Raw genomic sequence first — 16208 nt, 5'->3', positions numbered from 1 at the left:
TATAATTTTTGATAATGCTCTTTATACATGTCATGTATTATGATTAGTATTCTATTTTGAATGATTTCAACAGGTACAATGTTAAATAAATGCTAAAAATACAAAAAAAACCTTTCAAAAATTAATTTGAAAGGTTTTAGTTATAAAATATTAAAATTGTTTAGTTTTTAACAAACCTTCTAATCGTTTTATTAATACCAGATTGAATTTCTAAAAAGTAAACTCCATTTGATAAATCACCAACATTGATTGATGAATCATTATTCTTTTTTAGGGTATTGATACGTCTACCATTTACATCGTAAATAGTGATTTGATCAATAACAACAGTAGATTCAATATTTAATACATCAGCAACTGGGTTAGGGTATATTCTTATAGCATCTTCTAAGCTTTCATCCTTTACTGATAAACTAGAAAGTGCATATTCAATGACTAATTGAGGTCCTGCAGTACCATCAAAAGCTTCTGCTTCACGCTCTCCACTTCCATTGATTACAAAAGTCATAGCACTAAACATTGTCCAATCTTCTTGCGCTAAAACTTCCTCTACTAATGAAGCAATATTTGGTGTTTGCTGATTGACGCCTGCATCTCCTATATTTTCAGTTTCCCAGGCAGGTATATCGTTCCAGCTTACCACATTATTTCCAAGTGTTCTAGATGAAATATCAAAATCTGTATTTGAGAATTCTAATGAATATGCATTAGCTTCTGCTCTAATTTCTACACTTGTAGCACCAGAATTATCATCATCTACAGTAAATTGAATATAAGCATTTGTAATTGTAGCATCTGCAGGTAATTGTATATCTGTAAACCTTACACCAACCAATTGATTAGTAGAACCACTTTCGTCTACAAGTTCTAAATCTGAACTCCCTAAAGACATGTCACCACTAGCAACTTCTTCTTCCGCATCGTTATTAGATCTATTAACGGTATACGTTAAAGTACCCGTTTCAGCGATACCTTCACAATTACAATTTCCATCTTCAACATCAAAAAACGTAGTAGCATCACCATCATCACAAGCAGTTCCTTCTGGTTCACAAGGTGTTTGATAATACAATTTTAAAATAGGAGCTGCTGACCCATCAAAAGATTCCGCAACACGTTGACCAGAACCTGATATTATAAAAGTAACTGCATTTCCATTTACCCATTCTGTTTGAGTAATCACCTCCTGCACAATACCTGTAACATAAGGTGAACGTTGATTAATATCTGCTTCACCTACAGTTTCCCATTGTGAAACATCATTCCAGTTTACTGAAGTTAAAGTTAAAGGACGTAAAGAAACATTATTAAGATCTGAAGAGAACGTAGCACTCGCAGGAGACAATTCTCCATTTATAACTAAGTTAGTTGGATCATCTTCAGAACTTGTTTCGTCAGTTTGAAACTGTAAATAAGCTCTATGTAAAGTTGCCCCTTCTGGTATCACTACATTATCAAAACGCACACCAATGACTTGATCAATACCATCATAAACCAACTCTAAATCTGAGCTTTCCGTATAAACTAATCCTGTTCCTATTTCTTCTTCAGCATCATCACTAGAGTTAAGCACCTCATTAATAGCTTCTACAACATCATCAGGAATTCCATTACAATTACAAAAACCATCTTCTTCATCATTAATTGTACTCGCATCGCCATCATCACATGGTGTACCGTAAGTAGGACAGTCATTAGACTCTAATGAATATGTTATAATTAGCTGAGGTGCTGCACCAGAATCACCATTAAATGACTCTGCTGTTCTTTCACCAGAACCTGATATAAAAAAGGACATAGAACTATATGATAACCAATCTGGTTGATCTACAATTTCTTGAACAATAGTTCTTAAACTTGGTGTTTTCTGATTTTCTCCAGCCTCTCCTACAGTTTCCCATGCAGGAACATCACTCCAAGTAACTGCGGCGTCTGTTTTTTCTCTAGATGTAATATTGTAAGCCTCTGTAGTAAAACGTAAACTATTAATAGCTTTCTCACCTTTGATAACTAAGTTAGTTGCTACTGAATTAGATTCATCTGTTGTAAATTGAATAGCTGCATCTAAAATAACAGCACCTTGTGGTAAGGTAACGCCATTAAAGCGCATACCAACAGTTTGGTTGAATTGATCTTGGTAAGCATCATAAACCATTTCTAAATCAGAACTATCTGTATACATCGCTCCACCTGTTTCTGCTTCTTCAGCATCATCATCTTCATGATTTATTTGGTAAGTTAACGTCCCCGACTCTTCTACTCCAATACAATTACAGTTACCATCTTCAAAATCTAAAACCGTATTAGGATTTCCGTCATCACAAGTCGTACCTTCTGGATTACATGGCAATTGATAGAATAATTTCAATTCTGGTGCTGCCGAACCATCAAAAGATTCTGCGATTCTTACTCCTGAACCTGATAAAATAAATGTCATTGCATTACCGACTTCCCAACCTGTTTGAGAAATAAGTTCATATACAACATTATTTAAATATGGTGTACGCTGATTAACACCAGCTTCTCCTACTGTTTCCCATTGTGCAACATCGTTCCAGTTTACAGCGCTAACCGTTAATGGTCTTGCTGAAATATCATTATTATTAGAAGTGAATGTTTCACTAGCTAATGATAATTCTCCATTAATGATTAAATTAGTTACATCACTTTCAGTACTTGTTTCATCAGTTTGAAACTGGATATAAGATCTATATAATGTAGCGCCTTGTGGGATTTGAACATTTTCAAAACGAATACCCACCAATTGATCGATATCATCATAGATTAACTCTAAATCTGTACTTTCCGTATAAACTAAACCTGTTCCAATTTCCTCTTCAGCATCATCACTACTGTTTTGTACTGCAATAGTTTCTTCTACTAATTCAAAATCTGGCACACCTTCACAATTACAAAAACCATCTTCTTCATCATATAAAGTCGTTGCATTTTCATCATCACAAGTTATACCTACAACAGGACAAGGATTATCATCTATATTAGAATTAGAGATAGTAACAACACTTCCTGTTTCTGGTGAAAAGATATTTAATGCTTCAGGCAATGTAAAAGGATCTGTATTACTTCCTTCTGCAACCTCATCTGCATTATTAACATCTATGGTACGTAACTCAATTTTTTCGTTATCAACAAAAACTAGTTTAAATTGATTGAAAGACCCTGAGTTTCTTGTCCAACTCTTATCGTCATCATTATCTCTTAATGGTGCTCCCCAACATCCTTCACCTGTGTAAACAGTTCCGGCTTGTTCTTCAATAACAAAACCTTCATCATTTCCTGGATCTGATGATGGTTTTATTGGCCATGTTGTTTTAGCCATGTGCGAATCACAATCTACAACCAATCTTACTTGTTGGTCATAAAATAATTGTGCCCATGCTCCATATTGTGCATTTCCTTCAGATTTACCTGAAGTATGTGGACGCATTGGCTTATGATATTGTGCCATTTTCCATGTTAAATCAGAAGACGTATTTAAATCATCTTCTAACCAAGTTAACTGATCACCAAGCACTGAAATTTCAGAATTTAACGTGTAAGTTCTAATCATATTATTTCCCCACGTCATTGCGTAATAAGAATCTGCGTTTGGCGTATCAAAAAGGTCATATATAGAAGATGTGTTTTCATGATTACCTCTAGCTGGTACAATTGGAAACATTCTTCCATCTGCAGCTGTAGTTAGTTGCCAATCCTCAAACCAATCTTGCCACTCTGAATCACTATCAGCATTGGTCATATCTCCACCAAATAAAACGGCATGTGGTTTTAACTTACTTACCAATTTATTAGCATTTTGTCTTGGTGTTCTGTTATTTCTAGAATCTCCTCCCGCAATGAAAAACAATCTACTATCGTCATCTGGTGCTGTTCTAAACCAAAATTGTTGACTTACACCTTCGCTATCATTTATTAAAAAATAATAATTTGTATTTGGTAATAAACCAGATAATCTTGCAAACTGATTGGTCATTCCTTTTGCTGACGTCTCTCTATCTATCGTTTTATTAAAAGCATATGCACTAAAGTCAGTACCATGATCTATAGTATCATAATAAACAGAAGCATTAGAACCAGAAATTTGATTCCAAGCTACTGTAATTGTTGTTGCAGGATCATCTAAAAGAATGAGCCTGTACTTGTCATTATTTGCATAACCTAAGCGAACTAGGCCAAGCAGAATAAGAAACATTAGAGGTAATTTTAACTTCATAGCATTTTTTGTTTTAGTGTTTAGTTTTAAGGGTTTTATCGTAAATTCCGTATAACATTAAAGTCGCCAGAGGCAATAGACCATGCGGCAATCTGTAAACTGTTAAATAAGTGAAGTGATGAATTGAGTTCAGGAAAAAATCATAGTTAAAACCAGCAACTATTCTTGCTAGCGCCGTTAAAATTCCCCAAATAATGATGTAAATAAAAGCAGGCTTCACCAATTTGGGAATGAATAGAAAAGCAGCTGCTATTACATCTAAAAGTCCAACCACAAATAATAATTGTCTAGCAAGAGTTTCTGTTACACCTAATATTTTAATGGTCATATCTATAAAATGACCTGGTACATATATTAATCCCATTGCAAAAAGTCCATGTGGAATAAACGTCAATGCGATAGATACTTTTAACCAAAAAATAAGTTTCTGCTTATTAAGTGTTTCAAAATCTTTAGTAAAGAAGAGTACTAAAGGTGCCGCAAATTGCATGGTAAGCTCAAAGAATTGTAAGAAGTCATAGTTCTTATCTTTCACCATACACACACCAAGTATAAATAAGATGAATAAACTAAATCCTATAATGCTCTTTTTAAGTCTTACATAAGGAATCTGTTTCCAAAAGAGACTTACAAATGCAGACACAAATAATGTGATACTAAAAAACAAGGTAAGATTAGCTATGCCTTTGTTTGTTTTAGAACTCGTAGCATAATCATACCACGATGTGTTAAAAACATTCTCGACAATAGGACTCATTAAGCTTTCATCCCAAAGGATAGCTCTAAAAGGTGCTCCGAAAAAATAAAATTGGTAGGCTCTTGCTATAAAGATTAGAAAAGCACAAATCTGGATTATAAAAAAAGGTTTCAGTTTCATTTAGCAAAAAAATGAAATTAAAACCCTTAAACTATTATGTAAATGTTATTCGATAATTATAATATCTACATGATAATGTTACCTATATTATTAAATTATTATCTGAATCTAATTTTAATACTAAAATGATAGCTGTTACATATTTTTCAATTATAAAATTAAATGCTTTTGTTTAAAAAACTTAGTTTTCTTTCACAAACTCTAAAGCACGTTTTTCATTATAATACACATTTCCCTTATCTATAAACGCAACATGACCACCATATTTTGGCATTTCTAAATACACATTTGCACTCTCTTTTGCTTCTTTTACAGGATAGCATCCCGATGATAAAAAGGAATCATTAAGGGCATTAATGATTAAAGCTGGAATTTTAATATTAGGTAAAAACTGTGAACAACTTGATTTTTCATAATAATCAAAAGCATCTTTAAAACCATGTGCTTTTGCCGTATAAACATCATCAAAATCTTTCAAAGTTTTAATGGCATTAAAATCGGCTATAGATATATCATTAGGAAATTGCTCTAACTTAGGCTTCAATTTATCTTTTAGATGTCCTAAAAATCGAATCGCATAATGTTTATTCTTCAAGCTTAGTAATTCACCACAAGAACCTTTTAAATCACAAGGTGAGGATACAGCGATAACAGATTTTAATTCCGTAGGAAGTGTTCTACCCTCTCCCACGTATTTTAATACCATATTGGCACCTAAACTAATTCCTTTAATATAGACTTCATTATATTGTCCTTTAGACAAAACATGCTGTACAACGGCATCTAAATCTTCAGTAGCACCAGAATGGTAACTTCTAAATAACAGATTTGGTTCTCCACTACAGCTTCTAAAATTTACAGCACAAGCATCTATATTGTTTTCATTAAATAGTTTTGCTGCTCCCGTAATATAAGGGCGTTGTGCACGACCTTCTAAACCGTGAAGTAAAATAATAACTTTATTAGACCTTTGCTTGGCATAGCTCCAATCTAAATCTAAAAAATCGGTATCTTCTAAAATGATACGTTCTCTTGTTTGCTCTACGCCTTTTACCTTTCTTACTAAACCTGAAAACACGGTTGATACAAAACTTTTTCTTGCCCAAAATGGCGGTTTGTAGGTAGATTCTATTACTGGCATCTTTCTTTATTATCTGTATTTGAGTTTATTCTATTAACCTTGCTTATCGTCAGTTCGAGTGAAATTGCTTTTTTGCAATTTTGTATCGAGAATATTTAAACGTAAATATTACCTAAAGCTTCTCTATACAATTTTTTCGTTCCTCAAAAATCACTCGAAGTGACGACTCTGATGTGATTGTTATATATTATTTAAGTACAGTAAACTCAATTGCTGAGTCATTATACACTTTATGTGTTTGTTTCTTAAAATCTGATTCCTTAGCTTCAAAAATATTATCTACATAAGTCTGTGGATTTACATCTATATAAGGAAAGAATGTACTCTGTATTTGTACCTGAATTTTATGTCCCTTTTTAAACGTATGAAACACATCTTGTAACTTTATGTTAACTGCTGTTTTCTCATTTGGAATAAATGGCTCTGGTTCTGACATACTATTTCTAAAACGACCACGTAACACTTCACTTCGCACCATCATGTGGTAATTACTAAGCTTTAGATGATCTTGAACATCTTCTGTGTTTTTAGTATCTGCCGGATATACATCAATCACTTTTACAATCCAATCTGCTGCTGTTCCTGTGGTAGAAACCTTTAATTTTGCTAAAATATCACCTGCTAATGTAACATCATCTCCTAAAACTTCTGTTTCAAAAGTTAACACATCTGGACGTCTCGAAGCAAAACGTTGATCGTCTGTCATAAATTTACGTGGTGTAAATCCAACACCTATATCTTCCGTATATGGCACGGGCTTCATTGGGTCACTAACAAAATCAGATGTTGCTATCATACGATTTTCTTGTTGTATTAAACGTTCGTAAGGTTGCATAAAGTAATCTTCTTTAGTTGTGTTTTCTGGTGGCCAAGTTTCAAAAGATTGCCATTCTTTTGTCCCCGTATTAAACATTTGCGCTTCAGCTAAACTAGTATCTCCATTAGCTTCACCTTTTAAGAAATGATTAAAGAACTTCGTTTCAATATTCTTCTGAAAGTAATCAGATATACCATCTCCAAAATGAATATTCCCGACCACTTGTCTTTCACTATTTCTAGCCCAATCACCATGACTCCATGGTCCAAAAACTACCGTATTGTAATTATCGCTATTCTTTTCTATAGCTTTATAAGTATTAAATGGCCCGTATAAATCTTCGGCATCAAATAAACCACCAACAATCATTGTAGCGGGTTTTATATCTTTTAAATGTTGAATAATTCCTCTAGACTTCCAGAAGTCATCATAAGTAACATGTGTTTTCAGTTGCTCCATAAACACATTGGTACTATCGTAGAATGTATCTAATTTACTTAACGGCATATGATCTAAGAAAAACTGATGCTGGTCTTCTGTTTGTAAATCTGGTAATGTATACCAAGATTCAGTTGTGGGTTGATCTTTCATATAACCAAATAAACCTGTTGCTCTCCAATAACTTAACATATAAGCGCCATTATGAATAAAATCATCAAAGAAAAAATCACCAATACACGCTTGTGGTGACACCGCTTTTAATGCAGGGTGTGAATCTAAAAGCGAATAAGTGGCATAGAATCCTGGGTACGAAATTCCGTAAGTCCCAACATTACCATTATTATGCGCTACATTATTTACTAACCATTCAATAGTATCGTAGGTATCACTAGCCTCATCAAATTGTTTTCCTGTTTTATTAGGAATGTAAGCACGCATATTATCGTAAACACCTTCACTATTCCAACGTCCTCTAACATCTTGATAAACCATAATATTACCTTCTTCCATGAGGTATTTATTAGGACCAATTTTGCTTTTAAACTGATCTTCACCATAAGGTTTACAACTGTATGGTGTACGCATCATTAACATCGGATACGTCTTAGAAGTATCTTTTGGGCTATAGATTGTAGTGTGTAATTTTATACCATCTCGCATGGTAATCATTACTTCTTTCTTGGTGTAATTATCTTTAGCAAACGTGTTTTCAACCTTTTGTACCGTTGAGGTTTCTAAAGCCTGATGTGATTCTTCTTTACAATTTAAAAAAACTAAAAATGTAAAGAGAATGAGAAAAATTCTATTGTATAGCATGAAATTGGGTTTTGAAGGTTGAAAGATAATTATTCTGAAATAAAAAACCTTTCGATTTAATTCAAAAGGTCTTTTATTACAAATTTAGCTGATTTGTTTAACGTTTTATAAACTTAAGCATCTGTTTTAAATTATTGTTTTTAATCTCAATAAAATAAAGTCCGGTGCTAAATTGAGACACATCAATTGTAGTACTGTCATTTTCAGACCATGTAGTGTTTATCACTTTTCCATTAACATCTAAAACTTTAATATTACTGTAAGTTTTCAAATTATTAATAGTTACATAAGATTCTGCAGGATTGGGGTATAAAATTGCTGAACTTGTTTCAAATTGGTCTACCGATAATATTTCACCTGTAAAATTTAAATTATTTAAAATTGTACCATCTCCACTTATTGCAGACAATTCAAAATCGCCTTTATATCGCCCTGCTTGTTGCAATTCGAATTCAATAACATCGCCTAGATAAGGTTCTAAATCAATACTTACAGTAGTTAAAGCATCTGAATTTTTAGTTTCAGGATTGTAACTTGGTCCAACCTGAGTGCCGTTGACCAAAATTCTAAACCATGAGTCTTGAGGTATTGAAACAGCATGATGCTGTAATTTAAAACTTAAACCTACTGTACCTTCGGAAATCGTAGTTCCATCAATTCTAAATTTTAATCCTGTTATAAAATCCTTATTATCATTCCAAACTTGTGCTTCAGTTACCGTTTCTCCTCCTACCCATTCTGCATCAGAATCTCTTTGAAACATTGCAAAAGCTTCTGATAAATAATAGGTTATAATATCTACAGAAGAAGATTCTCTATTTATGATTGAGAATTTTCCGTTTGTTAACGAAGACTCATCAAAATATTCATTAAATCCGACTTCTAAGAATTCTGGATCTGTTGAAGCATAAATTTTCTGCCATGGTGATTCACTATCTAAACATGAATTTCTTACAAATAACTTATAGGCTGTGGCAGGTTCTAAATCATTAAATGTAAATGTATTTGTAGTTGCTTCATTATAATCTACACTAATATTATCTGCAAATTCGGCACTTACGGTTTCATAACTATTATCAGTTGTAGCATCCCAATTTAAGCTGATACTATTTAAAGTAGATTCGGATGAAATATTAGTGATTTTTTCACAATCATTTTCTATAAGTTTTACATTATCAATGTATGTTTTTCTAGAAAAAGAACTACTCATGTGTTCTAGCTTAATCGTGGCCATTTCACCAACATAATCTGATAAATCTATAGTTATAGTTTTAAAACCATCATCGTTTGAAGATCCACTATAAATAAATTCTTCTGGCAAATCTGTATAATACGAATCATCACCAAAATCCTTAATTTTTATGCGTAAAAAAGTACCATAAGTTTGTTTTAAATCGAATTTTAATACGGGACTAATTGCATTTTCTGTTAAGTCTACATCTAACGATAAAGTTCTAGAAAAACTTTTATTACTATATTGATACGGATCACCAGAATCATTAAAGCCTAAATATTCCGGATAGCCAAGACCGTAAAACACCAATCCAGAAGTATTATTAACTCCTTCCTCTAAAAGTTCCGCTCCGTAACTAGGAATAATATAATCTCTATTAAAATCACCTTCAAAATTTATGGTATGTGGTACTGTGAGTGCTATTGGTCGTGTTGTAAACAATCGACTATTAAAACTAGAGCTTACTTCGTCACAATCTGATTTTACATTGGTATTATAATTTTGAGCAGGTAACAAATTCGTAAATAAAATTGACGCCTCAGTTGTTGTTTCATAGATTTCAGGAATATCCTCACCTGATTCTGTAATATTATAACGAACTCCTTCTACATTATCATTATAACTAAGTATAGCTTCCGCAGAATTAGCTGTAACATTCTCATGATCGGAAACATAAACTAAAGCACAGCGTTCTAAATCACCATAAAATTTTGTTTGTGGATAAGAATTAATTTTCAAGATGCTCGTTTGCGAAGTACCGTCATCAAAATTACTAGTTAACGAAATCATACTTCTTTTTGGAGGATTTCCAAAATTCTCAACACCTCGATAACCATCTGTAGCACTTTGAGAAGCTCCAGAATTAAGATCTTCAACATCTACAACTAAATGCTGTGCTCCATCATAATAAAAAGGAGTTTCAAAAGTATAACGAATTTCATAAACAGATGTTGATCGTAAAACCCCTGTCATTTCTGTTAATTCAGAATTTGCAACAAAAGACGTTGTGCTATCAAACTCTTCTAAATTTGTAACACCTAATTTAATCGTTAGGTTCGCAGGATCTACAGGAACATTAGTCTGTGTGTAATTTGAAAAAACTGTAAAATAACTAATTTCAGAGATATAACCTCTAAACTCTAACTGCTCTTTATAATAGATGGTTTGAGAATGAGACAAATTAGATTGTGGGCTTAACGGTACAATTGTATGATCTACATAAGCACCAACACTTACATTATCTATCTGTTCTACCTGTGCATTTATGGTAAGCATAAAGGCAAGGAAAATAAAGAGTAACGTTCTTTTCATAGCATTAATTTTGGTAAATATACTAAAATTGAATGCGGTAGATATTTCACAAAATTCCTATTACTCTAAACGATAAGAGACTATTAATTATTAACTTCAACAGAAGTAAACTCAAATTTACCACCATTAAATAAACCTTTATCACTCAGTTTTAAAGCAGGAATAACAAGCAATGCCATAAATGATAAACTCATATAAGGTGCATGAAGTTTACTCCCTAATTGTTTAGCCTTTTTGTCTAATTCGGCATATTGCTCACCAATAATTTCGGCATTTTTATCACTCATAATTCCAGCAACAGGAAGCGCAACTACTTTCTGTTCCGTATCGCTCACCGCACAAATTCCGCCTTCATTTTCCACTAATAAATTCACGGCTTTACAAATCGCTTCGTCCGAAACACCAATAGCAATTATATTATGAGAATCGTGACCTACAGAACTTGCAATAGCTCCTTCTTTCAGTCCATAATTTTTAATAAATGCAATAGCAGGTTTATCATTTTTATAACGATTAACAACGGTCATTTTTAGAACATCTGTTTCTGTATTAGAAACTAAATTACCGTCTTTAATTGTAGATGCCGTAACGATTTCATTAGTAACTAATTCGCCATCTAAACACTCAATAACCCTAATTTCTTTAGCTTCAGATTCATATTTAAAATCAGAAACTTCTTTTTTATCCGTGTTGAAGTTATTCAAATTTTGAAATTCAACATGCTTTATTTTTGAAATGCCATCAGCATAAACCACTTCCCCATTAATATAGGTCTCAAGCGTTTTAAAATCTTTTAAATCTTCCACAACAATACAATCTGCGGTATCGCCTTTCTTCAATAAACCAACATCTAAGCCGTAATGTTTTACCGGATTAACACAAGCCGCTTGCAACACTTTAAAAACGTCATTTCCTTTAGCTACAGCTCTTGCACAAACCTGATTAATATGCCCTAATAATAAATCATCGGGATGTTTGTCATCACTACAAAACATCATATTTTGGTAATGTTCATCGAGTAAAGTAATTAAAGCTTCAAAATTCTTAGCCGCACTACCCTCGCGGATAATCACTTTCATACCCTTTTGTAGTTTTTCTAAACCTTCTTCAAATGTAAAACACTCGTGATCTGTAGAAATTCCTGCAGAAATATATTTTGTTAAATCATCTCCTCGCAATCCTGGCGCATGGCCATCTACAGGTTTATTATAGTGTTTTGCCCATTCTATTTTTTTCAATACTTCAGCATCGTCATAAATAACGCCTGGGTAATTCATCATTTCTGCCAAATACTTAATATCCGGATTTGCCATTAAAGCTTTAATGTCATCAGAATCGATAACCGCTCCCGCCGACTCAAAACTTGTAGCTGGCACACAAGATGGCGCACCGAAATTAAATTTGAATGGTGTTTTTTTACCGTTTTCAATCATAAATTCTACACCTGCAACACCCAAAACATTGGCAATCTCATGCGGATCAGAAACTGTAGAAACAGTTCCGTGTTTTACAGCAATTTTAGCAAACTCTGAAGGCACCAACATAGAACTTTCAATATGAATATGTGCATCTACAAAACCAGGCAAAATGTAATGGTTTTCACTACAATTCTTTTCTTCAATACTTTTAATTTTTCCGTTTTCAATGGTGACTTCACCTTTAAAAATTCTACGGTTTTGTATGTCTACGATGTTTCCTTTTAATTTCATAAGTTCTATGTCGTTTCTGCATTACATACAGAATGATAATTAATTTTATTAGGCTTTAACTGTGTGCGCCAGATATTAAGATTTAAATTCTATTTTTAAAATAGAATGCGTTGATTTGGTTACTTTAAAACGATCATCAGTACGTTTACCAACAACCCAAACCACATTTTTATTCGAGGTTAGTAACCAGGTATTTTCTTTTTCAACTAAAGAAAACTTTTCATCTTTAAGATATTTGCTCAGCTTCTTTTTTCCATTCATCCCTAAAGGTTGAAAAAAATCACCTTCCCTCCACAGTCGCAATTCTAACGGAAAACTTACCTTTTCCTTATCTATATATAAGGCGTTATCGTTTTCACTGTCTATAGATTCTATAGGTTGAATTATTAATGTACCAGAAGGAATTTCTACTTCAGAATCTTGTTCTGTTATTAAAATCCTTACCTCACTTAATTCAGAATCCTTTAAGCCGGTAAGAATTAAAAACTCACGATGTTTTATTAACCGATGGGAATTAGATTGGATTAATTTCCCGGATTCCGCATCTAATAAGTCAACGATATCATTCCATTCTGTAAATCCGTAATCTTTAAATATTTCAAATAAATAAGCTTTAGGATTGTTAAGTTTTTTAAATTCTGAAACCCTGTATGTATTGCCATTTTCGTCTTTAGAAACTAAAGCTCTTTTTAAAACGGCTGACAAACTTTCTTCTACAATAGCTGCCGTATCACTTAAATTAGTGAGTGTATTTTGAAAACTATCTAACAAATTTGGGTTAATCTGTTTTAAAACGGGTACCACTTCGTGACGTAATTTGTTTCTTAAATATTTACGAGAGGCATTACTCGCATCTTCTCGCCATGTAATATTTTCTTTTTGGGTAAAAGCTTCAATCTGATGTCTAGAAAACGGCAATAATGGTCTTACAATATTTCGGTTAATCATCGGGATTCCGGTTAAACCATTTAATCCTGTACCACGCGTAAAATTAATAAGGAAAGTCTCTAAATTATCGTCAGCATGATGCGCTGTAAGTATATAATCGTAGTTTAATTGTTGCGCTAATTCTGCAAACCAATCGTAACGAAGCTCACGCGCAGCCATCTGAATAGAACATTTATTTTGATCTGCATAGGCTAACGTATCAAAATTCTGAACAAAAACCTCGACTTCTAACTCCTCTGCAAGAGCAACTACAAAAGCTTCGTCTTTATCACTTTCTTTTGCTCTTAAATTAAAATTACAATGCGCCAAAGCGAAATTTAACTCTAAAGATTGACATAATTTGGCCAATACAACACTATCTATTCCGCCTGAAATGGCAATAATAAGCTTGCTTTCTTTTAGAATAGAAAGCTTATTTTCTATATGATTTTTGAAGTCTTTATACACCTTTCAAAGGTATTGAATTTTATTGTTTCTGAAATTGAAGTCTTATTAAAAATAATATAAAATATGATTTTAAGCTCACTAACAAATGATAATTATCATATCTCAAAAATTTGATTATCGTTATCTTTAAATGAATTTAAAATTTAGAAGTTATGGCAACTATAAATAATATAAAACCAAAATATACACAAACTAATTTTGACAAAAAGGTACTTTCCGCTCTTCCTCATTTACATCCTTATGTAAAACATAGAATTTATATTGCTGAAACCACGGGTATTTTACCTAAAAACATGTTTTCTTCTAATGGGCTTATAGACGAGAGTATTATTATTCTTTATAGTGAAGAATTTGATAGAAATGCTGATGCAACGGCTATTAGGTTAGCGTTATTTAAGATTGTAGATAATTACATGAATGGGTTATTTAAAGAAGAAGCACATCATAAAAACACCATAAGTACAGATACTTTTTTGAATAAGGAATTGTCTAAATTGAGTCAAGATTATACCATTGATGCCGATTTCGATTTTATTCTTAACACAGAATTAAATGACATTTCTTATAATCAAAACGAAAATGAACCTTTGCATTTATATGCTGATAAAGAAACCTCTATATTAAATGCTTTTGAAGTTGAAGATTTATCTTCTACTCCAACTGATCAAGTCTTCGGACAACTTTACAACTGGCTACCTTTTAATGTTTCTAATATTGTGGATTTACATGTTATTGGTAAATTAGATTTTGAATCTATTGCTAAAATTAAAAATATAGAAACTAAACGTATTATTTCAATTTTTGATAAAGTGAAGCGTACTTTTAGAAGACATATAGGTTAAGTTTTCCATATAGCCTATTTAAATTAGCCTCTTTATTTACCTTAAATTAAGAGGCTTTTTAATTCTCTAAAGCCTCACGCATAGCTTTAGCTTTCGTTAAACATTCTTCATATTCTTTAATAGGATCACTTTTAGCAGTAATAGCACCACCTACAGCATAAGAAATATATTTATTAGCTGCATTATAAAGAATACTTCTAATAATAACGTTGAAGTCAAAATCGCCACTTGGTGTAAAATAGCCTACGGAACCAGAATACAAACCTCGTTTGGTTTCTTCTAAATCTTCAATAATAGTCATTGCTGAAATCTTAGGAACTCCCGTCATGCTTCCCATCGGGTAACTTGTTTTTATAATATCTACAGGATGTGTTTCTTCTGTTACTTTTGAAGATACCGTAGATATCATTTGATGCACTTGCATAAAAGAATGTACTTTGCAAAGTTCCTCAACCTTTACGCTGCCTTTAATTGCGGTATGCGACAAATCATTACGCACCAAATCTACAATCATAATGTTTTCGCTACGTTCCTTTTCATCTTTCGCTAATTCAGTTTTTAATCTTTCATCTTCAACGGTATCTAAAGATCGTTTTGCGGTTCCTTTTATCGGCTGAGAAATAATTGAATATCCTGTTTTCTGAATATAACGTTCTGGCGAAGCAGATAATAAGTATTTGTCATTATATTTTAGAAAAGTTGCAAACGGTGGTTTAGAAATTGCGTTTAATTTATTAAAAGTTTCAAGTGGATTAATTACACTGTCTTCTGCATAAAATTCTTGACAAAAATTAGCTTCATATATATCTCCACGGTGAATATGCGCTAACATTTTATCTAACTTTTCAAAATAAGAATCTTTATGAATTCTTAGTTTTATTTTAATTTCATTCTGAAGCTTTTCAGTACATTTATTTGATAAATTTTGAATCTCTAGTAAATCACTTTCAATTTCATCATCTACCATTTTTAGATACTGAACTTCAACTTTATTCCCTTTAATTAAAAACAACTTTTGAGGCTGAAAAAAATACAAATCAGGAAATTCTAAACCATCAAAATTATTCGACTTTAAACGTTCTGTTGTGTTTTTTAAATCGTAAGTGAGGTAACCGAAAATCCAATCTTTTGTTGTGGTTTGGTATTCTTTTAGACGTTCAAAAGCATCATAATAATCTGTATGAATTGCCGTAAAGCCTTCTACAGCCAAAACCGCATCGTAATTACTATATTTATCTTGGTGGTGGTTGGAATCTAACCATACAACATCTATAAATTGCTGACTCCAAAGCAATGCGTTTTGCTTAAAGTTTTCAATGTCTTCTATTTGGTGAATTTCTGTTGTTCTCAATGTTAAAATAATTGCTGCAATTTACCTAAATTAAAAGAAA

Annotated in this window: 9 protein-coding genes; 1 reads left to right on the top strand and 8 read right to left on the bottom strand. The window is 32.4% G+C overall.

Going from position 1 to position 16208, the window contains the following annotated elements; translation table 11 throughout:
- Positions 1–160 precede the first annotated feature (160 nt).
- The 7 genes from H0I32_RS17180 to tilS form a co-directional block, all read right to left on the bottom strand.
- The gene (locus H0I32_RS17180; RefSeq protein ID WP_179313252.1) at positions 161–4234 is read right to left on the bottom strand and encodes a T9SS type A sorting domain-containing protein; all 4074 of its coding nucleotides are present in this window, start codon (positions 4232–4234) and stop codon (positions 161–163) included.
- A gap of 13 nt (positions 4235–4247) precedes the next feature.
- Positions 4248–5111, bottom strand: coding sequence for a hypothetical protein (locus H0I32_RS17175; protein WP_179313253.1), 864 nt, complete (start codon positions 5109–5111; stop codon positions 4248–4250).
- Between the two features lie 181 nt (positions 5112–5292).
- Positions 5293–6252: a YheT family hydrolase gene (locus tag H0I32_RS17170; RefSeq protein WP_179313254.1), complete on the bottom strand. Its 960-nt coding sequence runs from the start codon at positions 6250–6252 to the stop codon at positions 5293–5295.
- Between the two features lie 187 nt (positions 6253–6439).
- Positions 6440–8326 carry a CocE/NonD family hydrolase gene (locus tag H0I32_RS17165; protein ID WP_179313255.1) on the bottom strand — a complete coding sequence of 629 codons (1887 nt, stop codon included), beginning with the start codon at positions 8324–8326 and terminating at the stop codon, positions 6440–6442.
- Between the two features lie 97 nt (positions 8327–8423).
- The gene (locus tag H0I32_RS17160) at positions 8424–10871 is read right to left on the bottom strand and encodes a T9SS type A sorting domain-containing protein (RefSeq protein ID WP_179313256.1); all 2448 of its coding nucleotides are present in this window, start codon (positions 10869–10871) and stop codon (positions 8424–8426) included.
- 83 nt (positions 10872–10954) lie between these two features.
- Positions 10955–12580, bottom strand: coding sequence for an adenine deaminase (gene ade / locus H0I32_RS17155; RefSeq protein ID WP_179313257.1), 1626 nt, complete (start codon positions 12578–12580; stop codon positions 10955–10957).
- A gap of 75 nt (positions 12581–12655) precedes the next feature.
- Entirely contained in the window at positions 12656–13975 is a 1320-nt protein-coding gene (gene tilS / locus H0I32_RS17150) for a tRNA lysidine(34) synthetase TilS (RefSeq protein ID WP_179313258.1), read from the bottom strand.
- Positions 13976–14127: 152 nt separating this feature from the next.
- On the opposite strand from tilS, the gene H0I32_RS17145 reads away from it, so the two are divergent.
- Positions 14128–14817, top strand: coding sequence for a hypothetical protein (locus tag H0I32_RS17145; protein ID WP_179313259.1), 690 nt, complete (start codon positions 14128–14130; stop codon positions 14815–14817).
- 58 nt (positions 14818–14875) lie between these two features.
- Here H0I32_RS17145 and H0I32_RS17140 read toward each other — a convergent pair whose 3' ends face one another.
- Positions 14876–16168, bottom strand: a complete 1293-nt coding sequence (locus H0I32_RS17140) for an anthranilate synthase component I family protein (protein WP_179313260.1) — start codon at positions 16166–16168, stop codon at positions 14876–14878.
- Positions 16169–16208: the final 40 nt, after the last annotated feature.

The organism is Winogradskyella sp. HaHa_3_26 (assembly GCF_019278425.1).
Taxonomy (GTDB): Bacteria; Bacteroidota; Bacteroidia; order Flavobacteriales; family Flavobacteriaceae; genus Winogradskyella; species Winogradskyella undariae.
The sequence above is the reverse complement of the archived record's forward strand: the minus strand, read 5'-3'. Positions and strand labels throughout refer to the sequence as shown.